The organism is Sphingomonas sediminicola, assembly GCF_014489515.1.
GTDB lineage: Bacteria > Pseudomonadota > Alphaproteobacteria > Sphingomonadales > Sphingomonadaceae > Sphingomicrobium > Sphingomicrobium sediminicola.
On sequence record NZ_CP060782.1, the window covers coordinates 783,805 to 805,493 of the forward strand.

22 protein-coding genes and 3 pseudogenes are annotated in these 21,689 nt (G+C 62.4%); 13 read left to right on the top strand and 12 right to left on the bottom strand.

Annotation, left to right across the window (positions count from 1 at the left end):
• Both H9L14_RS04280 and H9L14_RS04285 read right to left on the bottom strand, forming a co-directional pair.
• On the bottom strand, positions 1 to 180 hold the full coding sequence (locus H9L14_RS04280) for a hypothetical protein (RefSeq protein WP_222949916.1): 180 nt from the start codon (positions 178 to 180) through the stop codon (positions 1 to 3).
• Between the two features lie 29 nt (positions 181 to 209).
• Positions 210 to 404, bottom strand: a complete 195-nt coding sequence (locus tag H9L14_RS04285; RefSeq protein WP_187709362.1) for a hypothetical protein — start codon at positions 402 to 404, stop codon at positions 210 to 212.
• 153 nt (positions 405 to 557) lie between these two features.
• Here H9L14_RS04285 and H9L14_RS04290 point away from each other — a divergent pair, with 153 nt between their 5' ends.
• The 4 genes from H9L14_RS04290 (at position 558) to H9L14_RS04305 (ending at position 7,259) form a co-directional block, all read left to right on the top strand.
• Positions 558 to 1,496 (top strand): LysR substrate-binding domain-containing protein, encoded by a 939-nt coding sequence (locus H9L14_RS04290; protein WP_187709363.1) that lies wholly within the window; start codon positions 558 to 560, stop codon positions 1,494 to 1,496.
• A gap of 342 nt (positions 1,497 to 1,838) precedes the next feature.
• Positions 1,839 to 4,064 carry a DNA topoisomerase IV subunit A gene (gene parC / locus H9L14_RS04295; RefSeq protein ID WP_187709364.1) on the top strand — a complete coding sequence of 742 codons (2,226 nt, stop codon included), beginning with the start codon at positions 1,839 to 1,841 and terminating at the stop codon, positions 4,062 to 4,064.
• Positions 4,065 to 4,227: 163 nt separating this feature from the next.
• Entirely contained in the window at positions 4,228 to 5,889 is a 1,662-nt protein-coding gene (locus H9L14_RS04300; protein WP_187709856.1) for a putative bifunctional diguanylate cyclase/phosphodiesterase, read from the top strand.
• Positions 5,890 to 6,029: 140 nt separating this feature from the next.
• On the top strand, positions 6,030 to 7,259 hold the full coding sequence (locus H9L14_RS04305; protein WP_187709365.1) for a L,D-transpeptidase family protein: 1,230 nt from the start codon (positions 6,030 to 6,032) through the stop codon (positions 7,257 to 7,259).
• A gap of 314 nt (positions 7,260 to 7,573) precedes the next feature.
• Here H9L14_RS04305 and H9L14_RS17310 read toward each other — a convergent pair whose 3' ends face one another.
• The 5 genes and pseudogenes from H9L14_RS17310 to H9L14_RS04325 form a co-directional block, all read right to left on the bottom strand.
• Positions 7,574 to 8,467: an outer membrane protein gene (locus tag H9L14_RS17310; protein ID WP_425506897.1), complete on the bottom strand. Its 894-nt coding sequence runs from the start codon at positions 8,465 to 8,467 to the stop codon at positions 7,574 to 7,576.
• Between the two features lie 70 nt (positions 8,468 to 8,537).
• A pseudogene (locus tag H9L14_RS17315) lies at positions 8,538 to 9,730 on the bottom strand (CCA tRNA nucleotidyltransferase).
• The gene (locus H9L14_RS16900; RefSeq protein ID WP_343070226.1) at positions 9,721 to 10,005 is read right to left on the bottom strand and encodes an NUDIX hydrolase; all 285 of its coding nucleotides are present in this window, start codon (positions 10,003 to 10,005) and stop codon (positions 9,721 to 9,723) included. Before H9L14_RS16900 ends, H9L14_RS17315 begins: the two are co-directional and overlap by 10 nt.
• Entirely contained in the window at positions 9,960 to 10,301 is a 342-nt protein-coding gene (locus H9L14_RS16905; protein WP_343070227.1) for an NUDIX hydrolase, read from the bottom strand. The genes H9L14_RS16900 and H9L14_RS16905 overlap by 46 nt, the downstream gene beginning before the upstream one ends.
• Positions 10,298 to 10,879: a DUF1285 domain-containing protein gene (locus H9L14_RS04325; RefSeq protein WP_187709367.1), complete on the bottom strand. Its 582-nt coding sequence runs from the start codon at positions 10,877 to 10,879 to the stop codon at positions 10,298 to 10,300. Before H9L14_RS04325 ends, H9L14_RS16905 begins: the two co-directional genes overlap by 4 nt.
• Before the next feature lie 35 nt (positions 10,880 to 10,914).
• On the opposite strand from H9L14_RS04325, the gene H9L14_RS04330 reads away from it, so the two are divergent.
• The 6 genes and pseudogenes from H9L14_RS04330 (at position 10,915) to H9L14_RS04355 (ending at position 14,797) form a co-directional block, all read left to right on the top strand.
• Complete coding sequence (locus tag H9L14_RS04330; protein ID WP_187709368.1) at positions 10,915 to 11,646, top strand: SDR family oxidoreductase; 732 nt, start codon at positions 10,915 to 10,917, stop codon at positions 11,644 to 11,646.
• Positions 11,646 to 12,071, top strand: coding sequence for a dihydroneopterin aldolase (locus tag H9L14_RS04335; protein ID WP_187709369.1), 426 nt, complete (start codon positions 11,646 to 11,648; stop codon positions 12,069 to 12,071). The genes H9L14_RS04330 and H9L14_RS04335 overlap by 1 nt, the downstream gene beginning before the upstream one ends.
• Before the next feature lie 177 nt (positions 12,072 to 12,248).
• Positions 12,249 to 12,907 (top strand): annotated as a pseudogene (locus H9L14_RS04340) (energy transducer TonB).
• A 50-nt stretch (positions 12,908 to 12,957) separates the two neighbouring features.
• Entirely contained in the window at positions 12,958 to 13,779 is an 822-nt protein-coding gene (locus H9L14_RS04345) for a MotA/TolQ/ExbB proton channel family protein (RefSeq protein WP_187709370.1), read from the top strand.
• Between the two features lie 77 nt (positions 13,780 to 13,856).
• The gene (locus H9L14_RS04350) at positions 13,857 to 14,348 is read left to right on the top strand and encodes an ExbD/TolR family protein (RefSeq protein WP_187709371.1); all 492 of its coding nucleotides are present in this window, start codon (positions 13,857 to 13,859) and stop codon (positions 14,346 to 14,348) included.
• Between the two features lie 17 nt (positions 14,349 to 14,365).
• On the top strand, positions 14,366 to 14,797 hold the full coding sequence (locus tag H9L14_RS04355) for an ExbD/TolR family protein (protein ID WP_187709372.1): 432 nt from the start codon (positions 14,366 to 14,368) through the stop codon (positions 14,795 to 14,797).
• Between the two features lie 63 nt (positions 14,798 to 14,860).
• On the opposite strand, the pseudogene metC reads toward H9L14_RS04355, so the two are convergent.
• Positions 14,861 to 16,047 (bottom strand): annotated as a pseudogene (metC, locus tag H9L14_RS04360) (cystathionine beta-lyase).
• A gap of 68 nt (positions 16,048 to 16,115) precedes the next feature.
• Between metC and H9L14_RS04365 the strand changes: the two are divergent.
• Positions 16,116 to 16,367, top strand: coding sequence for a DUF167 domain-containing protein (locus tag H9L14_RS04365; RefSeq protein ID WP_246444445.1), 252 nt, complete (start codon positions 16,116 to 16,118; stop codon positions 16,365 to 16,367).
• Here the strand turns inward: H9L14_RS04365 and H9L14_RS04370 are convergent.
• From H9L14_RS04370 to H9L14_RS14965, 4 genes are all read right to left on the bottom strand, one after another.
• Positions 16,364 to 17,620 (bottom strand): metal-dependent hydrolase family protein, encoded by a 1,257-nt coding sequence (locus H9L14_RS04370; RefSeq protein WP_187709374.1) that lies wholly within the window; start codon positions 17,618 to 17,620, stop codon positions 16,364 to 16,366. The two genes, H9L14_RS04365 and H9L14_RS04370, sit on opposite strands and share 4 nt — an antisense overlap.
• Positions 17,617 to 18,375 (bottom strand): ThuA domain-containing protein, encoded by a 759-nt coding sequence (locus H9L14_RS04375; protein ID WP_187709375.1) that lies wholly within the window; start codon positions 18,373 to 18,375, stop codon positions 17,617 to 17,619. Before H9L14_RS04375 ends, H9L14_RS04370 begins: the two co-directional genes overlap by 4 nt.
• A gap of 154 nt (positions 18,376 to 18,529) precedes the next feature.
• The gene (locus H9L14_RS04380; RefSeq protein WP_246444448.1) at positions 18,530 to 19,063 is read right to left on the bottom strand and encodes a lipocalin family protein; all 534 of its coding nucleotides are present in this window, start codon (positions 19,061 to 19,063) and stop codon (positions 18,530 to 18,532) included.
• Between the two features lie 300 nt (positions 19,064 to 19,363).
• Complete coding sequence (locus H9L14_RS14965; protein ID WP_222949917.1) at positions 19,364 to 19,603, bottom strand: hypothetical protein; 240 nt, start codon at positions 19,601 to 19,603, stop codon at positions 19,364 to 19,366.
• A gap of 131 nt (positions 19,604 to 19,734) precedes the next feature.
• On the opposite strand from H9L14_RS14965, the gene H9L14_RS04390 reads away from it, so the two are divergent.
• Together H9L14_RS04390 and H9L14_RS04395 are read left to right on the top strand one after the other, a co-directional pair.
• Positions 19,735 to 20,670, top strand: a complete 936-nt coding sequence (locus H9L14_RS04390) for a glutamate-cysteine ligase family protein (protein WP_187709378.1) — start codon at positions 19,735 to 19,737, stop codon at positions 20,668 to 20,670.
• 23 nt (positions 20,671 to 20,693) lie between these two features.
• Complete coding sequence (locus H9L14_RS04395) at positions 20,694 to 21,686, top strand: M14 family metallopeptidase (protein ID WP_222949918.1); 993 nt, start codon at positions 20,694 to 20,696, stop codon at positions 21,684 to 21,686.
• Positions 21,687 to 21,689: the final 3 nt, after the last annotated feature.

Here is a 21,689-nt window from a genome sequence, read left to right on the forward strand (position 1 = left end):
TCATCCGACATCCTTCGAAGGCGTGACGTTGCGAGCCCAGGGGGCGTTCCATTCGAAGCGGTGCACAGCGGCAAGGCTCTTGCTGACTTCGCGACCGATCGTGGCGAACAGCCGGTCGAGACCAGCATTCAATTCGTTGCGACCGGACTGGTATTGGCGGTCGAAAATTTCATCGATCATGGTGATCACCCTTTCCTCGTTCCTTCTGTTTAGAGCGCGATCGGCAGCTCGCTGCTGTCGTTCGCGGCCTCCTTGAGCGCCTTCTCGATCAGTTCGAGGCGGTGCTCGGCATCGAGTCCGGCCCAAGCACGGAACGCGTCGCTGGAGCTCCGCGAATGTGCTGCGGCCGCCTGGAGCGCGGGCCCGTTCTCGACGAACAGGCGTGGATTGAGTCCATAAGCCATGTTTGCGTCCTCCTTTTTCGCCGCCGCCGGTTCGGGGGTTGGGGAGAGGATCCCATTTGGTCCGGCGGCGGCTTGTGATCTATCTACGGATTCGATCGTTTCGGGGCCAATCAAAGCCTCGACAAAGGGCATAAGCTGGGCTTATGTAAACGGATGCGACGCCTGCCACCCCTCGCTGCCGTTCGGGCCTTTGAAGCCGCAGCCCGCAATGAGAGCTTCACCGCTGCTGCGGCCGAGCTCGGGCTGACGCAAGCCGCCGTCTCGTATCAGGTTAAAGCATTGGAAGAGCGGCTCGGTGCTCCACTGTTCGTGCGAGAACGTGGACGCGCCCGGCTCACCCCGCTGGGCCACCGGCTTCTTCCGACGCTAAGCCAGGCCTTCGACTCTATCGAGGCGGCTTTCACGACCCAGCGCGAGGAGGACGAAAGCCTACTGACGATCACGACCACCCATACGTTTGCGAACACCTGGCTGGCGTGGCGGCTCGGCGCATTCCAGATGGCTCACCCGGAGCTTGCCGTTCGCATGTCGACCAGCAACGACATCGTCGACCTGAAAGCCGGCGACGCAGATATCGCTATACGTGCAGGCCCCGGTCACTGGCCGGGTCTCGAGACCCATAAGCTTTTCGAGTCCCAGTTCACGCCGATGGCGAGCCCGGAGTGCCTGGCCGCCGAAGAGCGCAAGTTGGGCCGGAAGCTGCAGCCGTCGGACATGCCGACCGCGCACATCATCAATCCGGGCGACGACTGGTGGCAGCAATGGTTCTGCGACAATGGCGTTGCTCCCGACGAGAAAGCCCTTAGGCGTCCCGGCATTCGCCTCGACAACCAGGCGAACGAAGGTCATGCGGCGATGGCGGGGCAGGGCTTCGCGCTGCTGACACCGTTCCTGTGGCAAGGCGACGTCGCGGCCGGGCGTCTGGTGGTCCCGTTCCCGGAGAGCATTTCGGCGCGCGGTTGGGCCTATTGGCTGGTGCTCCCTCCGGAGCGGCGCATGGTGCCCAAGGTGAAGCGGTTCCGTGAATGGCTGCTCGCGGTCATGGAAGAGGCGAGGCAACCCGCTCTTTCAGACGCGGCGATGGAGATCTGAGCTGCGCTAGTCGTCGCCCTGGTCGTCTCTTCGATCGGGTTCGACACGGCCGACAAGTCGCTGACCTAGCCATACCTCGCAGTGCACGGCCTGGTTGAAACGCCGAGCGGATTCGAGCGCCGCAGCGTCATCCGCGGCGTCAATCCATTCGGCGGCCCAAACTTTTCCGGCCCCGTCGAGACAATAGACTCGATAAGCTTCCAATCCTGCGCCCCCCGGCGATAGCCGTTTGTATCATCGAATGAAAAGGCGGTTCAATTCGACTCCGCAACGATCAAAAGTTCGCTCGCAATTGCCGCTTAACGGGTGACGGCGGTCCGATCCCGTTGCTAAGCGTGGCGGATGGACCCGAATTCAGAATCCTCCGTCATCGATACCCCATTCGACGCCGCTCTGTCGGAGCGTTACCTCGTCTACGCCCTCTCAACGATCACCGCGCGTTCGCTTCCGGACGTCCGAGACGGCCTGAAGCCGGTCCATCGGCGCCTCTTGTGGGCGATGCGTCTCCTGAGGCTCGATCCGGCCGGCGCGTACAAGAAGAGCGCCCGTGTCGTCGGCGACGTTATCGGCAAATACCACCCGCACGGGGACCAGAGCGTCTACGATGCCATGGTCCGCCTCGCGCAGGATTTTGCGCTTCGTTATCCGCTGGTCGACGGACAGGGGAATTTCGGCAACATCGACGGCGATAACGCCGCTGCCTATCGCTACACCGAGGCCAAGCTGACGCCCGTCGCCATGGCTCTAATGGCCGGCATCGACGAAGGAGCGGTCGACTTCCGCCCGACCTACAACGGCGAAGAGGAAGAGCCCGAAGTCTTCCCCGGCCTGTTCCCGAACCTGCTCGCCAATGGAGCGAGCGGCATTGCGGTCGGCATGGCGACCTCTATCCCGCCGCACAATGTAAGCGAGCTGATCGAGGCCGCGATCAAGTTGATTGAGGAGCCCAAGACCGACGATCGCGACATCCTGCAGATCGTAAAGGGTCCGGATTTCCCGACCGGCGGCAAGCTCGTTGACGATCCGCAAACGATCGAACGCGCCTATGTCAGTGGCCGCGGTTCTTTCCGCCTTCGCGCGACCGTTGAGAAGGTCGCCGAGAAGGGCGGCGGCTGGCACTTGTTGGTCACCGAGATTCCGTACGGCGTTCAGAAGAGCAAACTCATCGAGCAAATTGCCGAACTGATCGGCGAAAAGAAGCTGCCGATCCTCGCGGACGTGCGGGATGAAAGTGCCGACGATCTGCGCATCATCCTCGAGCCGCGCGCTCGAACCGTTGACGCCGCGCTCCTGGAAGAGAGCCTCTACCGGCTAACGGATCTTGAGGTGCGGTTTCCGCTCAATCTCAATGTGCTCGACGAGAACCGCACGCCGGTGGTGATGAGTCTCAAGGAGGCTCTCTCGGCCTGGCTCAAGTTTCAGATCGAAGTGCTGGTCCGCAAGAGCCAGGTCCGCATTGGAAAGATCGACGACCGTCTGGAGCTCCTTGACGGCTTCCTTATCGCCTTCCTCAACCTCGACCGGGTTATCGAGATCATTCGCACTGAGGACGAGCCCAAGCCCGTGCTGATGACGGAGTTCTCGCTCTCGGACCGCCAGGCCGAAGCGATCCTCAACATGCGGCTGCGCTCGCTCCGCCGGCTCGAGGAGATGGAAATCGGTCGCGAGCGCGAGAAGCTCGCGAAGGAACGGGAAGAGTTGGTCAAGCTGGTCGCCGAGTTCCCTCGCCAGCGGCGGCGCCTCAAGAAGGATCTTGAAGCCCTGAAGCAGCAGTTCGGGGACTATCGCCGCACGCGCATCGAGGAAGTCGCTGCGACACGGGAGATCGACTGGTCGGCAATGATCGAGAAGGAGCCGATCACCGTCATCCTGTCGCAGCGTGGCTGGATCCGGGCTATGCGCGGCCACGTCGCACTAGACGACGCCGAGACGCTGAAATTCCGCGAAGGCGATGCGCTCGATACGATCTTTCATGCGCAGACGACCGACCGGCTGGCGCTCTTCGCCGCCAATGGCCGTGTCTACACGCTCGGCGGCGACAAGCTTCCCGGCGGGCGTGGCTTCGGCGAGCCAGTGCGGCTTTCGATCGACCTCGACGCGGAGGTCGATATCGTTGAGCTAATGGTGATCCGGGCCGACACGAAGCTGCTGATCGCTTCCAGCGACGGAAAGGGCTTCCTAACGAGCGGCGAGGCCACGCTCGCGGAGACCCGCAAGGGTAAGCAACTCGTCAACTTGCGATCGGGCGCGAGGGTCGCGGTCGTTCGCCAGGTTCCGGAAGGTGCCGATGCAGTCAGTGTCGTGGGCGAGAACCGCAAGATGCTCGTGTTCCCGATCTCGGAATTGCCCGAGCTCGCACGCGGACAGGGCGTAACGCTTCAACGATACCGCGACGGCGGTCTCTCCGATGTGATCGCATTCCGGCTCACCGACGGCCTGAGCTGGGCGCTGGGTGGCGAAAGCGGTCGAACCCGCACCGAAACGGACCTGAGCCCGTGGCGCGCAGCGCGCGGTGCGGCTGGGCGGATGCCACCTATCGGTTTTCCCCGCTCGAACAAGTTCGACTGACCGACAATATTAACCAGGGTTAACTCGGTTTACCTCTGCGCCGGATACTCCGAATTAACCTACTCGCCGTAAACCGGCTTCTATGCAGGCTGCAGTCAACCGCCTGCCGAACCGCAAAACCGGTCGGCAGGGGGAAAATCACCATGCTAAGGCGCACCTCGCGATGGGTGACGATGCGGCATTGCTCGGCGCATTGCCCATCGCTGCGGCCGTGATCGGCGATCAGGACGGTTGCCTGAAAGTCCTCGATTATAACGACCGGTTCATGGAAACCGTCGAGCTGTCGACCTGCAGGGCAATCGACTGGAATGATGCGGACTGTTTGAAGGATGGCGCGATCGCCGAGGTCCTTCGCGAATTCTTTGGTGATTTCTCGTCGCCCGGGGAGCTGGATTTCCGCGACGGTGAGGGCGTTTCGGCCCGCTATTTCAAAATGAAACTTGCGCCATTGCCGCAAGGCAAGGGTTCATTCCCTCGCTGCCTGCTGAGCCTCGTCGACCGCACGGTCGAAGCGCAGGCGGAACGCTCGCTGCGCGCCGAAATGCTGCGCGACAGCCTTACAGGCCTGCCCAACCGCCTCGCCTTTACGGAAAAGGTTGAGCAACTCGACCACGACGGAAAGCGTGACGTCGAGCATGCCGTCCTTGTCGTCGACATGCTGCGCTTCTCGCGGATCAACGAGAGCATGGGCAGCCTCGCCGGCGACGAGCTTCTGATCACCTTCGCTCGCAGGTTGATGTCCGCGCTTCGTGGCGGCGACGTGCTGGCGCGCACGGGGGGCAATGAATTCGGCGTATTGGTGACCTTGCGCCGCGGCGTTGTCGACGCTCTCGCAGCGGCCGATCGCATCCAGGAGGTGTTGGCGGCTCCGTTCAAGATCTCGGACCTAGAGATCCGCGTCGAATGCGCCATCGGGCTCGCGCTGATGACTGCGGGGCAGGACGCCGAAGAGTTGTTCCGCAACGCTCAGTTCGCAGTCAAGCAAGCGAAGCAGGTCGGCAAACCGCAAGTCTACGAAGCGAGGCAGGCCAGCGAAGCTCGCCGACGCTTCTCGATCGAGACGGAGCTGCGTCGCGCACTCGACAAGGACCAGCTGAAGCTGTTTTACCAGCCGCTCATCGACCTCAAGTCCGGCCAAGTCGCGGGTTTCGAAGCTCTCGCGCGCTGGGAGCATGAGGATCGCGGCGAGATCAGTCCGACGGAGTTCATTCCCGTCGCCGAGGAATCGGGGCTCATCCTGCAGCTAGGCCGCTGGGCGATGCACACCGCCGCGGACACGCTGGCAGACTGGGACCGCAAGGCCGGCGAGCCGCTACCGCTTTACGTTGGCGTGAACCTTTCCGCGATTCAGGTCGCCCGGGACGACATTGCAGCCGTCGTCTCGAGCGCCCTGAAGTCGAGCGGACTGAAAGGCGATCGCCTCACCCTCGAACTCACCGAGAGCTCGATCGTGCAAGACCCCGCACGCGCGACCCGTGTGTTCGACGCACTGAAGTCGCTCGACGCAACGGTCGCGATGGACGATTTCGGCACCGGCTATTCGAGCCTCGCCTATCTCCAGCGGCTGCCGATCGACGTGCTGAAAATCGACCGCAGCTTCGTCACCGGCATGATGGTCGATCCCGACAGCGTGGCGATCGTCCGCGCCGTGCTTAGCCTGGCCGATGCGCTCGGCATGTCCACGACGGCCGAGGGCATCGAGACCGTCGAGCTTGCAACGACGCTGGCGACGCTGGGATGTGCAAGCGGGCAGGGCTTCTACTTCGCCAAACCGCTGGAGGCAGAGGCAGCGCTCGAATACTGGAAATCCCGCAAGCGCCACTAGTCGCCGGCACTTGAAATCCGCCCCGCAATGCTGTGTTCACGAGTACACAGTCAGTCTGCGTAATTGCGTGAGGGGGTCAAAAAGTTGAACCTCCGACACCATACGGGCATTGTTCAGCTAGGGCTGGGTAGAGGGACATCGTGAGTATTAGCTTTTTGAAATCGATCACCTTTGCGTCCGCAGCTGCGCTTGTTGCGCCGGGAGCCGCTGTTGCTGCCGACCAGGCGGCGGTTCCAGTCGCGGCCACGCAGGCCCTCGCGCTCCCGACGGCGGGATCCGTGGCAGCCATCTATAACCAGTACAAGATGAAGCCGATCTGGTTCCGGAACGGTGCACCCACCGTTGCCGCCACTCAGCTGGTGCAGATTCTTCGGCGTTCGCCGCTGGATGGCCTCGGTTCGGGTCCGCAGCTGGCCGACCAGATCGAGGCGGCGATGCGGTCGACGAACGGCAATCCGGCGGCAGTCGACGCGGCCGAGCAGCTGATGTCTTCGGCCTGGGTCCTCTACGTCCAGACGATCAAGCGGCCGACGCCGGGCATGATCTATCAGTACGAAGTGCTAAAGCCGCAGGGTGGTCGCACCGACCAGATTCTGCTGGGCGCCGCAGCCGCTCCCTCGCTGGAAGCGTACATCAGCTCGGTCGCCGCGGTGAATCCTATCTATTCGGGAATTCGAGACGCGGAATGGGCGCGAATGCAAGCGGCTGGAACGATGACGCCGGATCCCAAGATCCTGGCTAATTTGGAACGCGCGCGGTCGATTCCGTCGCGGGGCCGCTTCGTGCTTGTCGACGTCGCGTCGCAGCGCCTCTTCATGTACGAAAACGGTGCTCCGGTAGATTCGATGAAGGTCATCGTCGGCGATACAAAATTGCCCACGCCGATGATTGCCAGCGTGATGTATTACATCACCTACAACCCATATTGGAACGCGCCCGACCATCTGGTGAAGGGGCCGATCGCCGCGAAGACACTGGCCGGCGGCAAGAAGTATTTCGACAGCATGGGTTATCAGGTGATGGCGGATTGGTCGGCGAATTCAGCGACCGTTCCCTTTGAAAGCGTGAACTGGAAAGATGTCGCGGCGGGCAAGACACACGTGCGCGTTCGGCAGGACCCGGGCCCCAAGAATTTCATGGCTCAGCTGAAATATCCGTTCGCCAATCCGCAGGACATCTACCTGCACGATACCCCCGAGAAGGGGCCGTTTAGCCTTGCGAACCGCGCTCGCAGCAACGGCTGCGTCCGTCTCGAGGACGCTCAGCGCTTCGGTCGCTGGCTGCTCGGCCGTGAACCGAGCCCCCGGGAACGACGCCCGAGATTCAGGTTCAGCTGCCACGCGGCGTTCCAATCTACATCACCTACCTGACTGCGCAGCCGACCAGCGGCGGACAGATTGCATGGGTGAAGGACGAATATGGCTGGGACCAGCCCGGTGCGCAGGTCGCGTCGACCTACATCAGCCCGGCCGCACGCGCCGCCAACTGATCCGCGCAAAGCCTTTTGAAGACCGGTCTGGCCTCTTGGTGCCCCAAGGCCGTTTCGACTGACGGACCAACCGGCGCCCTGTCGTCAGAGCGCTCCGAGTTCGTCGCTAGCCGCGCCGCGTTCCGCGCCATGTTCAGACAAAGAAAAAGCCGGCCCGGGTTTCCCCGGACCGGCCTCTTTCTGTTCGCCTGACGCTTAGCCGCGCTCGGGAGCGGGCGGCGGAGGCGGTGGCGGTGGCGGCGGAACCGGGCAAGCCTCGGTCGCCAGGATAACCGAGCCGTCCGGGCACGTCTGCGTCGCCGGAGGCGGCGGAGGCGGCGGGGGTGGCGGCGGAGGAGGCGGAGGAGGCGGCGGAGCTGCACCGAAGTTGTAGATCAGGCTCGCCAACAGGCTGTGCGAACGCCAGTGACCCGTGAGCTGCGAATCGCTGTCGGCGAACTTAAGCTCGCGCGTGTTGTAGAAGCGATACTTCACACCAACGTCGATGTTGTCGCTTACCGCCGTGCGGATGCCAGCGATGAACTGCCAGGCAAGAGCCGAGTCAGAATCGCTGAACCCTAAACCCGTTGCCGGGATCGTCGGAAAGGTGCCCGAGAAATCGGTCGAGATCTTGACTCGAGCCATGCCGACACCCGCACCGAGGTAGCCGGTAACGCCATTGTCGTCGCCGAAGTCGAGCAGCAGGTTTGCCATAGCCGAAAGTACGCTTCCGCGGCCGTCAGCATCGAGAATGCAATTATTGATGTTGGTGCAAGCACCCGGGCCGAGCACCACCTCGTTGATGCTGGCGCGCTTGTAACCGAGTTCACCCTCCGCGCGGAGCATCCCGAAGTCGTAACCGCCAATCAGGTCGCCATCGAACCCCGTGTCGTAGTCGGGTGCGATCGCATTGTTGATATGAGTGGCAGCGTCGTCGAAGTCGAGCTTCGTGTCTTCGGCGAGCATTCCACCGAGCTCGACGCCAACATAGCCGGAGCCGTCGCGGGCGGCTGCCGGTGAGGCGATTGCCACGGTCGCGACCGCAGCAAGCAATAATTTACGCATGAAAAGACCCCTTTTTGGCCAAGTTGGGCTGGGTCGGTCATGCATCGGAATATGTGGCGGCGCAACAGGATGGCGGTCTCGCGCCACCGGTGTTGCATTTACGACACGACTTGCATCAGCCCCGCGTGGACAAAAGGGCCTGGTCGACGATCCGCTCGAATTCCGCGCCTTGAGGGAAATCTTGTACCACCCATTGCCGCTCGATGGCCTGCAAGGTCTTCGCGACCACGGGACCTTTGGGAAGTCCGCGTTGAATAAGCATGCCGCCGCTGATCGGTAGCTTAGGCGCGTCCCAATGGGCGATGCCGGCGGCGAGATCGGCCTTTCCAGCCAGCAGCAGCCGATCCGCCGCACATTCCGCGCCATTATAATACGCAAGCTCGCGGACTTTCGCGGGATCTCTTCACTAGCGGCGCAGGCGAGTCGCTTGCGTGCCTTGTTGGAGAGCTTCAGCCGCGCGGCAACCTGCCCCGAAACCTCGGGATCGCGAGGCAATAGCGAGGCGAGACGCCTGAGCGGGTCGGGCTTCATGCGGGCTTTACGCTCCGCTTCGACGAGTGATTCCAGTCTCGCCAGCGCAGGTCGCTCAATTTCGGGGACGACGGGCCGCAGGATATCTCGATCGAGCATGACCTTCACCGTTGCTGCCGGGTTCTCGACTGCGAGCAGCTTGAGAATCTCATCGGCAATCCGTTCGCGCGACAAAGCCATCAAGTCGTTTGCACGGCTCGTGCAGGCCACAAGTGCTTCCGGGTCCGGATCGCCCTCACCGAAGCGCGCGTGAAACCGGAAGAATCGGAGGATGCGAAGATGGTCTTCGGCGATGCGCTCGAGAGGATCGCCGATGAACCGCACTCGACGGGCAAGCAAATCCTCCTTGCCATCGAAATAGTCGTAAATGTCGCCGGTGACCGGGTCCGCCGAAAGCGCGTTTATCGTGAAATCCCGCCGCGCGGCATCTTCTTGCCAGTCGTCGGTGAATGCGACCGTCGCGCGCCGGCCGTCGGTCGAGACATCGCGGCGAAGGCTTGTGATCTCGAACGGGCTGCCGCTGCTGACGGCCGTTATGGTGCCGTGATCGATCCCGGTCGGCACCGCGCGAATCTTTGCGGCTTCGAGGCGCTCGACGACTTCTTCCGGCTTCAGCCTCGTCGCAAGGTCCACGTCGCTGACCGGCAGGTTCAGAAGGTCGTCCCGGACGGCGCCGCCGACGAAACGGGTCAGCCCCTGATCGGCGCCGAGGGCATCGAGGAGCCGCGAAACGCCGCGCTTCCTGCGCCACTTTGACGCATTGATCCTCAGTTCCATTGCAGCCTGCGCGACAGGTTCACGATCATCGACGCGGTCGCCCCCCAGATCCTCCGCTCTCCCCACATGATCTCGTAGTAGTGTCGCTCGCGGCCCTGGAACAGTGCGCTCTTGTATTGCTGGTTCGTGGGATCGAGGACGAACCCAAGCGGCGCTTCGAACCAGTCGGCGACCTCGTGCTCGTGGGGGCTCAGCGGCTGGTCCGGTTGAACCACGGCGAGCACGGGCGTCACGACATAGCCCGTGACGGTGCGGTAAGGATCGATCGCCCCCACGATCTCGGCCGCCCCGGATCGAGCCCAAGTTCCTCCCAGGCCTCGCGAAGGGCGGCTTCGACGCTGTTTTCGCCCGGGTCGATGCGGCCGCCGGGGAAGGCGACTTGCCCGGCATGCGTCCGCATATGCTCGCGGCGGACGGTCAGGATCACTCCCGGGTCCGGCCGGTCTGTAATGCCGACGAGAACCGCTGCTGGGACCGACGCGAGAGCACGCTCCTCCGGTAGGTCGCCCTCAAGCAAAGGCAACACAGAAGGCTGCGTAAGCGCCTCGCGCAGGCGGTCAATCAGGCTCATGCTTCGGGCGGCGATAGCGGGAAGAACTCTCCATCGCTCCATACGCCGGGCGGATCGTGATTCTCGGCAAGGGCGATTTCGGCGAGCTCGTAGTAGATCGCGCGCGATAACTCGGCTTCGAGCCCGTGGCGGACCCCGAGGCGCGGCGAGGGGCCGTGCTCCGATACGACAATGCTGATCGGATGCTCCGGACCCGCGATAACGGCGTCGCCGCTGTCCAGGCTGAAGGCAATCTGCCGATCCTGGCCTTCTCCTTCGGACTGCATCTCAACTGCCCGGAAGGCCGTGGCCTCGACATCGATTTCCAGCTTCTCGACAGGGGTCACTAGTACGTGGCTGCCGTCAGGCTCGCGCCGGAGGACCGTCGAGAACAGCCGGACCATCGCCGGCCGGTTGATCGGCGAGCCCTGATGGTACCAGGTGCCGTCGCGCGCGATGCGCATGTCGCTATGTCCGCAGCGCTCAGGGTTCCATTGCTCGACCGGAGGCAGCCGCCGCTCGTCGATCAGGTTCTGAAGACCGGAGAGGCTGACGCCTTGCAATTCGATAGGGGACGGCTTTCGGGCACGGCTCGTCATTGCTTCGGCGGGCTCGCGATGACAACAGGGCGTCCATGAAGGGCAAGCCGCGAACGGCAATCGTTACTGGAGCGGGCAAGCGCGTTGGCGCGGTCATCGCCTCGGCACTCATTGCGGATGGCTGGACCGTCGTCGCGCACGTTCATCACGAGAGGGACGAGGTTCCGGTTGGGGCAGTGAGCGCCGTCGCGGATTTGGGCGATCTTGAATGTGGACGGGCGATCTTCTCGGCGGCCGACGGTCTCCCGCCTGTCCGGCTGTTGATCAATAATGCCGCCCGATTTGTTCGGGACGACTTCGGTGCATTGAGCGCCGCAGAGCTAGATGCCCATATGGCGGTAAACCTGCGCGCTCCCATCTTGCTGACCGAGGCATTCGCCCGAAGGCACGATGGCGACGACGGCCTCATCATCAATCTGCTCGATTCGAAGCTGGCCGCGCCGAATCCCGACTTCCTCAGCTACACCTTGTCGAAGCAGGCGCTGGCCGGCTTCACCGAATTGTCCGCTCGAGCGCTTTCCTCGCTGGGAATCCGAGTAAACGGAATCGCGCCCGCACTGATGCTTCGGTCGGCGGGGCAAACAGACGAAAACTACGAGCGTGTTCACTCCCGCAACCCGCTTCAACGGGGCGTGGAGCCCGACGACGTCATGTCGGCGATCAGATATCTCGTCTCTGTTCCCACGGTGACCGGAGAGGTGCTCGTGATCGATGGCGGACAGCGGTTTTCGCCGCCAGCGCGAGACGTCCAATTCCTGGAGGACTAATGAGCGATACACGACCCAAGCTTCAGGGACTGGTCCCGGAAGCGCTCCGGCCCCGAACCGCGCGAATCTTTCTCGATTCGCTTGAAGTCATGGCGGACATCGGATTCCATGATTTCGAAGTCGGGGTTCCACAGCGTTTGTTGGTGTCAGTTGAAATCTGGCTGGATCATATTCCGCCCGCCGACTGCGACGATCCGGCCTTCGCGTGGGATTACGATTTCCTTCGCGAGCAGGTTCAAGAGCTGGCGAATGCCCGCCGATATAATCTCCAGGAATCTCTGGCACATGCAATTTACGACCGCGTCGCCGCGCTGCGCGGAGTGCGCGCGTTGCGCGTCGTTACGTCGAAGCCGGACGTCTATCGGGAAGCTCGTGCGGTCGGCGTCGAACTCGCTTCGTTCAGCGGCGGCGCGCCTGAGCGGTGAGACAATGTGACAAGTGTGGAACAAAATCCGTTGCGCCGCACTTGAGCCGAATATAAGGAGGCGCGCTTGTCGCCCATGTTACGTTGATACATGGACGGCGTCCCTTCCTCAGGCCTGGTGCAGGGGTGCCGCCTAGTCTGAACCAGTTGATGCGGTGTCCAGGAGAATTGCGCGTTAATGTCATACGCCCAACACAAACAGCTTAGCGGCAACCGCACGGTCGCGATCGTGGTCGTGGCACTGATCCATGCGTTGCTCGGTTATGCAATCGTCACGGGCCTTGCCTACAATGTGATCAAGAAGGCGGCCGAGGACCTCAAGACGTTCGACGTCGAAGAGGAGCCGCCGCCACCCGAAGAGCCGCCGCCGCCGCCGCCGGACCAGCCGGAGACACCTCCGCAGGTCGTGGCGCCGCCGCCGCTCGTTCGTACCAACATTGCTCCGCCGCCGATCGTTCAGACGGTTCGCGAAGCGCCGCCACCAGTGATTACGCCGACTGCGCCTCCCGCGCCGCCGGCCCTCCGGCGCCGCCCGCGATCGTCACAAAGGCGCAGAGTGCTCGCGGCGATCTCCAGTCGCTGTTCAGCGGGGACGACTATCCCGCCGATGCGCAGCGCAACGACGAGCAGGGTACGGTTGGCGTTTCATTGAATATCGGTACGGACGGCCGCGTCAGCGGTTGCACTGTAACCTCGTCGAGCGGCTCGCGGTCGCTTGATAACGCGACGTGCCGGATCCTGCGCAGCCGCGCACGATTCAGCCCGGCGAAGGGCAGCAATGGCCAGCCGATGCCGGATACCTACAGCAAGCGGATTACCTGGCGTCTCGAGGGCTAAGCTTTCGGCGCTGATTTGAAACGAATTTTTCGAGAGGAAAGTAGACGGATATGTCAATTCTCGCACTTACGGCAGCCGCTGCCGCAGCTCCTGCAGCCAACAAGAATCCTTACGGACTTTGGGAGGCGCTTCAGCAGGGCGGTGTCATCGCCTGGTCGGTGTTCATCATCCTGGTCGGTATGTCGATTTTCTCATTCTACATCCTGTTCACCAAGCTGATGCAGCAGCAGAAGATCATCAGCCAGGGCCGCAAGGTCCGCGCCAGCTTCTGGAATGCTCCGAACCTGCGCGAAGCCGCGACCAAGCTCGAAACGCGAAGCGCTTATCGCGCGATCGTCGATGACGCGCTGATCGCTCAGGAGCAGCACGACAAGCTGACCGACCCGATCGACCGTCACGACTGGATGGGCAACAGCCTCGCCCGCAGCCAGGGTGCCATCGGCGCCCGTCTCGGTGAAGGTCTCGCCTTCCTCGCGACCGTCGGTTCGACCGCTCCGTTTATCGGTCTGTTCGGTACCGTCATCGGCATCTACCGCGCGCTCATCAAGATCGGCGCGTCGGGTCAGGCTTCGATCGACGTTGTCGCCGGTCCGGTCGGTGAGGCGCTCATCATGACTGCTCTCGGCCTGGTCGTCGCCGTTCCTGCCGTGCTTGCCTACAACTGGCTGGTTCGCCGCAACAAGTCGATCATGGAGGACCTCGCGGCCTTCACGAACGACCTCCACGGGTACCTGATGTCGGAAGGCCGCGTTAAGCCGCGTCTTGGCGGCCCAGCTCCGAAGACTGACGCCGGCCGCACGGCCGCTGCCGCCACTGCTCGCACGCAGGAGCCGCTGCGCACCGGTGCGACCACCACGGCCGACCGCGTCTAATCTGTCTACGGGATCCCGTGCCGGCCGGTGCCGGCACGGACTCGTGACGACTTTGAATTGAAGAAGGCCAAAACGCTATGTCTATGGGCGTTTCCCAAGAAGGTGAAGAAGACACGCCGATGTCTGACATCAACGTGACGCCTCTCGTGGACGTCATGCTGGTGCTTCTGATCATCTTCCTCATCGCGGTTCCCGTCGTGTTGCAGACGGTTCCCGTCTCGCTTCCGAAGGTTAAGTACGAAGCCACGACGACGAAGCCGGAAAACGTGAACCTGTCGGTTCGCGGTGGCCCGGGCGGAACGTGCGAAGTCTATTGGAATCTCACTAAGGTGAATTCCGACGAGCTGCTGCAGCGCGCCGTTAAAAAGCTTGAGGACACGATCAGGGACGTTGGCGGCGTTGAGAACATCACCGAGGAGAATATGCCGGAAGCGCATATTCGCGGTGACATCAACACACCTTACCGCTGCATCGGCGGTGCGGTGTTTGCTATGCAACGCGCTGGTTTCGCTCGCGTCGGCTTCATTTCCGAGCCGCCCGCGGGTGAAGGCACGACGACGCGCCTGTAATTTAGGAGCTTATCGCCATGGCGATGCAAACCACCAGTGACAACACCAGTGGCGAGCCGATGATGGATATCAACATGACGCCGTTGATCGACGTCATGCTGGTTCTCCTCATCATGTTCATCATTACCATTCCGATCCAGACGCACGCGGTGAAGCTCGACCTTCCGGTCGATCAGCCGAACACGCCCCCGCCGCCGATCGACCCTGTGAAGAACAAGGTTGTGATCACGGCCGGTGGTCAGATCCTGTGGAACGGTACGCCAGTGCAACCGGAACAGCTGCGTCAGTATCTCGAGCTCTCGCAGCAGATTCAGCCGATTCCCGAGCTGCACCTGCAGCCGGAGCCGGAAGCCCGCTACGAGCTAGTTGATCAAGTGCTTGCGATCACGAAGAAAGCCCACGTCGAAAAGATGGGCTTCGTGGGCAACGAAGCCTATATGAAGTTCTAAGGCGGCTTTCCGTCTACCCTCTTGAGGCGGCCCTTCTGGGCCGCCTTTTTTCGTATTGAGGCCTCAGCTTGCTGGATGAATGGCAAGGGCCTGGGCCAGATCCGCGATGAGGTCGTCGGGATCCTCGAGACCGACGTGAAGGCGCACCAGCGGACCGCCGTAATCACGTTTGGATGCGGTGCGGATGGGATCGGGCTCTGCCGGGACGGCGAGGCTTTCGAATCCGCCCCAGCTGTAGCCAATGCCGAATAGCTCCAGGCTCTCGACCAGCCGGTCGCGCGCTGCGTCTCCGCCCCCTTCAAGGCGAAACCGAACAGGCCTGATGAACCCAGGAAGTCGCGGCGCCAGAATTCGTGGCCGGGACAATCGGCGAAGGCGGGATGGATGATCCGCTCTACCTGCGGCTGGTCCTTCAGCCAGTGAGCAACCTTCACGGCGCCGAGCTCATGCTGCCGAAGCCGGACGCCGAGGGTCCGAAGCCCGCGAGCGGCGAGGTAGGCGTCGTCGGGACTGACGTACTGGCCGAAGCTTCGGCCCGTCCGGCTCAGCCGTTCCCAATGCGACGGGGCTGCGGTGACTGCGCCCATCATCAGATCGGAATGTCCGGAGATGTATTTGGTGCAAGCGACGATCGCGAGATCGACGCCCTTGGCGATCGCCGGGAAAAAAAAGGACGTCGCCCAGGTGTTATCGAGCAAGGTGGTGAGTCCGCGCTTCTTCGCCATGGCGCAGATGGCGGGCACGTCCTGCACCTCGAACGTCAGCGAGCCTGGGCTTTCCATGAAGATCGCCCGCGTCTTGTCAGAGATCATCGCCTCCAACTCTTCTGGCGTGGCGACCGGATCGTAATAGCGCGTGGCGATGCCCAGCCGCTTGAGTTCACGGTCGCAGAAATGGCGTGTCGGACCGTAGGCGCTGTCCACCATCAGAAGCTCGTCGCCGGGACCGAGAACGCTGGTCAGCGCGATCGAAACCGCGGCGGATCCGGAGGGGAACAGGCGCGTCCCGGCAGCGCCCGGCTCGAGATCGGTCAGCGCTTCGGCGAGCGACCATTGGGTCCAGGTTCCGTTGCGTCCGTAGCTGAGCCTACCGTCCTCGGGCGGATAGGCGGCGTGGATTTCCTCGACGCTATCGAAAAGGATCGTCGAAGTTCGCGACACCGGCACGTTGACCATGCCGCGCAGCCACTCCTTGCGCCGGCCGCCTAGAACGAGCTTTGTGTCCGGATGCATCGGCTTCTTGTCGCTCATCGACTGCAACCTAGCCCAAGCGCGTTCGGAAGGGGAAGCTGACCTTGTCGTGCCAGATTGCAGTCCGAGTGACGCCGCGTTCCGCAAATCCGGGCTTCGGCGGCTGGCGGGCCGGAACCGACGGGCGGGAAGAGCTGGAGGTCCGCGTCTCGGAGGCTCCCACCGATGGCGCTGCGAACTCGGCCGTCATCAAGCTGCTGGCGAAGGCTCTCGGAGTCCCGCGTTCGGATGTCGATATCGTCAGCGGACATGCGAGCCGGCACAAGCGAATTGCCGTGGCGCTCGATGCGGACGAGGTGAGGCGAAGGCTTGGCAATTAGGGCGCGCGGACGACTTTTCCGCCCTTGATCACCAGTTTCACGTTGCGAACCATCGAGATGTCGCGGGTCGGGTCGCCATCGACTGCAACCAGGTCGGCGAGAAGCCCCGGGCCGACCGAGCCGCGATCGGTGAGATGGAATATCGCCGCGTTTCCGGACGTGGCCGCAACCAGCACATCGGCGGTGCGCATTCCGGCGCGCCGCATCGCATCCATCTCCAGCCAATTCTCCCCGTGGGAATAGACCCCGACGTCGCCGCCCATGCAGATCGGTACGCCGGCTTTCTTCGCCAGCTGGAGAGAGTGGCGGTTCTCCTGGACGCTTTGCGGTGCGGGTTCCTGACCGTCCCACTTCTCGAAGTAGCGTGCATAGGCTTCCGAGGCGGCGAGCGTCGGGCAAAGTGCGACGTTTTTCTGCTTCATCAGGCGGAACACCTCTTCGGTGCCGCCATAACCATGCTCGATCGTGTCCGTACCGGCGAGAGCGGCGCGGCGCATGCCTTCGGGCGTCGTCGCATGGACGGCGACGGAGCGCCCAGCATCGTGAGCGGCCGCGACGCCCGCGCTCAACTCGGCCTGCGACAGGGTAGGGCGGCTCGGCTCGCCCTTGCCCCAGTGATAGTCGGCGTAGAATTTCACGACATCTGCGCCCCCTGCGATCTGGTCGCGAACCGCGCGCACAATTTCCTCGACGCCGCTGACTTCCTGGGCGCCCTGCGGGATCGCCATTCCCGGCTCATATCCTTTCGGCCCGTATGCACCGCGGGCAACGATGGCCTTGGTCGCAACGAGGAGGCGAGGGCCGGGGACGATGCCCTGGTCGATCGCCTGGCGGAGGCCCGCGTCGGCGAAGCCCGCGCCTTCGGTGCCGAGGTCGCGTTCGGTCGTGAAGCCCGCGTCGAGCGTCTTCGCTGCGTGGACGACGGCACGTGCGGTTCGCAAAGCAAGCGGCTCGTGGAGCACCTGATCGTCCCAGAGCTTTTCATTGTAGGGATGGAGGAAGAGGTGTGAGTGGCCCTCGATCATCCCCGGCATAAGGGTCGCGCCCGGAAGTTCGATGACGCGGGCATTGGCGGGCGCCGCGACCACGGGCCCAGCGGCGGCGATCCGATCTCCCTCGACAAGCACCGACCAACCCTCGTGAGGCTGCGCATTGACGCCGTCGAACACGCGGGCAGGTTTGAGCAGGAGCGTGTCCGCCTGCGCCGGGGCCGCACCCACGAGCAATGCCGCGAGAAGCAATTTCCTGATCATCGGCGCCTCAACACCCAGTCGAGTCCGTTCGCAACATGCTTGAGGAAGTACGGCTCCGAATAGCTTTCGGTCGTGTGGCCCATCGCCGTGTAGAAGACGCGGCCCTCGTTGATCTGGCGAGTCCACGAGATCGGGTTGGGATTGATGTCCTTTTCACCGATCGAAGTGGGATCGAGCGTCACCAGCACCTTCGAAACGGGGTCATAGTCCTCGAAATAATACCATTCGTCCGTACGGTCGGCGGTTCGCGGCAGTCCCTGGACGGCCGGATCCGACGGGGCGACGATGGTGACCCGTCCCTTCGGAGTGCCGGTGGGATGACGGGCGAAGTGACCGCCGATCATCCGCCCGTACCAGGGCCAGCTGTAGTGAGAGTCCGCCGCGGCGTGGATGGCGACAATGCCACCGCCGTTGCGGACGAACTGCTGGAGCGCATCGCGGCGATCGCCGACCAGCCATTCCGAATCCGGCTTCTTCGGATCGGTCGTGCAACTGAGCATCACGATCGCCTTGAAGCGCTTCAGGTTGGTCGCGGAAAAGACCGTCGGATCTTCCGACGCGATCACCGCGAGCCCGCGCCGCGCGGCCATGGCACTGACCGCCTTGACGCCCGCTGGTATGGAATCGTGACGATATCCGGTCGTGCCTGAGTAAATCAGGATCGCGCCATTCGCCTGAGGGCCCGCAAAACCGGGCGAGGCCAGCAGAAAAAAGAAAATCAGCGCCAAGAAGGCTCGGAAGTTCACCAGGTTCACTCCCAACGCGCGCAGGCAGGCGCAAACGCGAGTCGGAACTCACGATTTGATCGAGATACGACGGAACCGGCCATTCCTACTGTGGAACACAGAAACCCCGCTGTAGGAAAGGGTTTCCTCCGTGCTATGCGGCAGGTGGGTTCAACCGACGCAGTCAGGGTTGCTTGGTGCGAAGTAGCATCGACGTGTCGTAGCCCAGGTCCTTCGCACGTTCGATCAGCTTCTGGACTTCCGCTTCTGCCGGTGTCGCTTCGCGGGTCAATATCCACAGATATCGCCCGGACGGCTCACCCACAATCGACCAGCCATAGTCGTCAGCGTGATCGAGCACCCAATAGTCTCCGTAGAACGGACCGAAAAAGCTGACTTTCAGCTTGGCTTTGGTTTCGTCATCAACCACTTTGGCATGACCTCGTGCTTCGCTCGACTTGCCATCGGGCTTCCGGCACCGGTTGACCACGTCGATGCTAGCATCCGCCCGGAGCGAATAATCCGCGGTTACGCCTTCGCATCCTTTCTGGAAGCTCTGTTCGTAACGGGCAATCTCATACCAACGGCCGAGGTACTTCTGCAGATCGACAGGCTTGTTTGGCTGTGGAACGGAACGGTTCCCGATTGGGTGCCGGGAAACCAGGGTCGAGCATGCCGCAAGGCCGATGGCAGCCAGGCCGAAACCCCCAAGTGCCAACAGTTTTGAAATCAGTCTCACCGCCGCCGAACGATGAACGTGATTGGTCGTTCCCCTCTCGAGTGTCCGCACGGGGCAATGTCCGCTTCCCACCCAACGCAGACATTAGCAGGCTAGTGTCCGCTTTCGACCCATTGCGGACATTCACGGAATCATTGTCTATACCTCCATCAGAGAGTGAACAGCATGGGCCAGGAAATCCGGGGTCGCGAGTTTTCCGCAGAGGATCTCGCACGGTTTCGAAGGCGGCTAGCGCAAGAGACCGGGTCACTGCGCGAAACCTTCGCTGCCGGCCGATCCTCAAGCGCCGGACCCTTCATTGGTCTGGAGCTCGAAATCTGGCTGATCGACCACAATTTCTTCCCGGCGCCACACAATCAATTGTTTCTCGAACGCCTCGCCGACCCATGCGTGGTTGCCGAGCTTTCGCAGTTCAATATCGAGATCAATGCGCCTGTAGAGCGGCTTGAAGGCCCCGGCTTCCATCGCATGCACAAGCATCTGTCGGAGACTATGCGTCGTTGCGCCGCCAACGCTCATGACGACATCGACACGGTAATCGCGATCGGGACCTTGCCGACCCTTCGACAGCAAGACCTTTCACTCGAAGCAATGACGCCTTCCCATCGCTACCAAGCCCTCAACCGCGAAGCGATGCGCCTTAGGGCGGCATGCCGTTGAATGTAGACATCGATTGCGCGCTTCCCGGCGGCCATCCTTTCCTCGCTTGCTTCAAGCACGTGATGCTTGAGGCGGCAGCTACGTCATTCCAGCTCCACCTCCAGGTGCCGCCGGACTTGATATCGCGCACCTACAATGCGTCGCTGATGTTGACTGGCCCGCTGGTCGCGATCGGCGCGAACTCGCCCTTCTTGTTCGGGCAGCCGCTCTGGAGGGAAACACGGATTCCGATTTTCGAGCAATCGCTTCAGCAGCCTCATGGTCCCCAACGGGTCACATTGGGAACGAAGTATGCTGGGACCGATATCACCGAGTTGTTCGAGGAGAATTTGAGAGATTATCCGGTCCTTTTGCCGGTCGAGCCCCAGGATCCCGTGCGCTGTTATTCCTGCTTGCGCCTGCACAATGGCACGATATGGCGCTGGATCCGGCCGATTGTCGGTTTTGACCCGGACGGAACGCCCCACATCAGGATCGAGCAGCGCGTCCTTCCGGCCGGGCCAACGGTGCGCGACATGATGGCCAATGCCGCACTCTATTTCGGCGCAGTCCACGTGCTCGCGCGTGAGCTCGACAATGCTGAAGCGATGCTGCCTTTTGCATCAATGCGGGAGAATTTCTACGAAGCTGCTCGCTTCGGTCTCGACGCCGAAATTCATTGGCTGAACGGGACCGGGAAACGCTCTATCCGCGGTGTTCTGAGCGAGATCCTCCCACTGGCGGCCGAGGGACTGGCCGCGCAGGGGATGGATGATGACCTCATTGATCATTATCTCCATATCATCTCGTCGCGGCTGGCTTGCGGTCGCAATGGTGCGGATTGGCAGCTCGCCCATTTCGATCGGTACGGAGACCTCCACAAGCTAACGGCTGCTTATGTCGAGAACCAGAGGACCGGGAGACCGGTTCACGAATGGGCCCTTTAAGCGACATGGCGAGGACAACCGGCTTGGCCATACTCGACGCCCTCCCCGACGGCTTTCTCGACTGCCACGCGCGCGATCTGCACCAGGTGTTGGACGGGCCAACGCTCATCGAGCTGGCGGGCGAACGCGGATCACCCCTGTTCGTTTCGATCCTGCTGCATGGCAATGAGGACTCGGGCCTGGGCGCAATTCAGCGCGTCATGAATGGCTACCGGGGTCGGGTGCTCCCGCGCTCGCTGATGCTGCTGATCGGGAATGTTGAGGCGGCGCGCCATGGGCTGCGCCGGCTGGACGATCAGCCAGACTATAATCGCATCTGGCCCGGAACGCCGAACCAAGGCGACACGCCGGAAGCCGGGATGATGGCCAAAGTTCATGCGCGGGCGCTGGCTCGGCACGCCGTGGCCGCCATCGACCTCCACAACAATACAGGCCGCAACCCACATTATGCCGTCGTTTGCAATTTCGATCCTCCCACGCTCGGTCTGGCCGCGTTGTTCTCGCGGCGCGCGGTCTGCTTCCGCGGCATCTTGGGCAGCCAGACCGCTTCGTTCGCCGGCCTAATCCCGGCAATCACCGCCGAATGCGGACTGCCGGGCGAAGCAGCCAACGCACAAGCAGGAGCCCGCTTCCTCGACGAAGCGCTGAATCTCGACGAGTTGCCGAACGGCGCAAATGAACGGATTATGCTCGAGCTCTACCACACGCTCGGCGTTGTTCGCGTAAGAGAGGACGTAAGCTTCGGGTTCGGAGTGGGCGAGGCCGAAGTTCGCTTCGACCCGGCCCTCGACAAGAACAATTTCCGAGAGTTGAAGCCCGGAACAGTGTTGGGGGAAACCCGGCATCAAATGCCGCTACAGATGATTGATGAGAGGGGGCTCGATGTAGCGGCGCATTATTTCGAAACAAGCGGGGGCAAGTTGAAACTCCGCAAGCAAGCTGTGCCCGCCATGCTCACGGTAGTGCCGCGCATAGTGAGGCAGGACTGCTTCTGCTATCTCATGGAGCGCCTTTGAATT

Bases quoted from the DNA above. Each gene is read 5' to 3' on its own strand.
- H9L14_RS04280 (WP_222949916.1), bottom strand. From the start codon at position 180: ATGATCGATGAAATTTTCGACCGCCAATACCAGTCCGGTCGCAACGAA.
- H9L14_RS04285 (WP_187709362.1), bottom strand. From the start codon at position 404: ATGGCTTATGGACTCAATCCACGCCTGTTCGTCGAGAACGGGCCCGCG.
- H9L14_RS04290 (WP_187709363.1), top strand. From the start codon at position 558: ATGCGACGCCTGCCACCCCTCGCTGCCGTTCGGGCCTTTGAAGCCGCA.
- parC (WP_187709364.1), top strand. From the start codon at position 1,839: ATGGACCCGAATTCAGAATCCTCCGTCATCGATACCCCATTCGACGCC.
- H9L14_RS04300 (WP_187709856.1), top strand. From the start codon at position 4,228: ATGGGTGACGATGCGGCATTGCTCGGCGCATTGCCCATCGCTGCGGCC.
- H9L14_RS17310 (WP_425506897.1), bottom strand. From the start codon at position 8,467: ATGCATGACCGACCCAGCCCAACTTGGCCAAAAAGGGGTCTTTTCATG.
- H9L14_RS16905 (WP_343070227.1), bottom strand. From the start codon at position 10,301: ATGAGCCTGATTGACCGCCTGCGCGAGGCGCTTACGCAGCCTTCTGTG.
- H9L14_RS04325 (WP_187709367.1), bottom strand. From the start codon at position 10,879: ATGACGAGCCGTGCCCGAAAGCCGTCCCCTATCGAATTGCAAGGCGTC.
- H9L14_RS04330 (WP_187709368.1), top strand. From the start codon at position 10,915: ATGAAGGGCAAGCCGCGAACGGCAATCGTTACTGGAGCGGGCAAGCGC.
- H9L14_RS04335 (WP_187709369.1), top strand. From the start codon at position 11,646: ATGAGCGATACACGACCCAAGCTTCAGGGACTGGTCCCGGAAGCGCTC.
- H9L14_RS04345 (WP_187709370.1), top strand. From the start codon at position 12,958: ATGTCAATTCTCGCACTTACGGCAGCCGCTGCCGCAGCTCCTGCAGCC.
- H9L14_RS04350 (WP_187709371.1), top strand. From the start codon at position 13,857: ATGTCTATGGGCGTTTCCCAAGAAGGTGAAGAAGACACGCCGATGTCT.
- H9L14_RS04355 (WP_187709372.1), top strand. From the start codon at position 14,366: ATGGCGATGCAAACCACCAGTGACAACACCAGTGGCGAGCCGATGATG.
- H9L14_RS04370 (WP_187709374.1), bottom strand. From the start codon at position 17,620: ATGATCAGGAAATTGCTTCTCGCGGCATTGCTCGTGGGTGCGGCCCCG.
- H9L14_RS14965 (WP_222949917.1), bottom strand. From the start codon at position 19,603: ATGAGCGTTGGCGGCGCAACGACGCATAGTCTCCGACAGATGCTTGTG.
- H9L14_RS04390 (WP_187709378.1), top strand. From the start codon at position 19,735: ATGCCGTTGAATGTAGACATCGATTGCGCGCTTCCCGGCGGCCATCCT.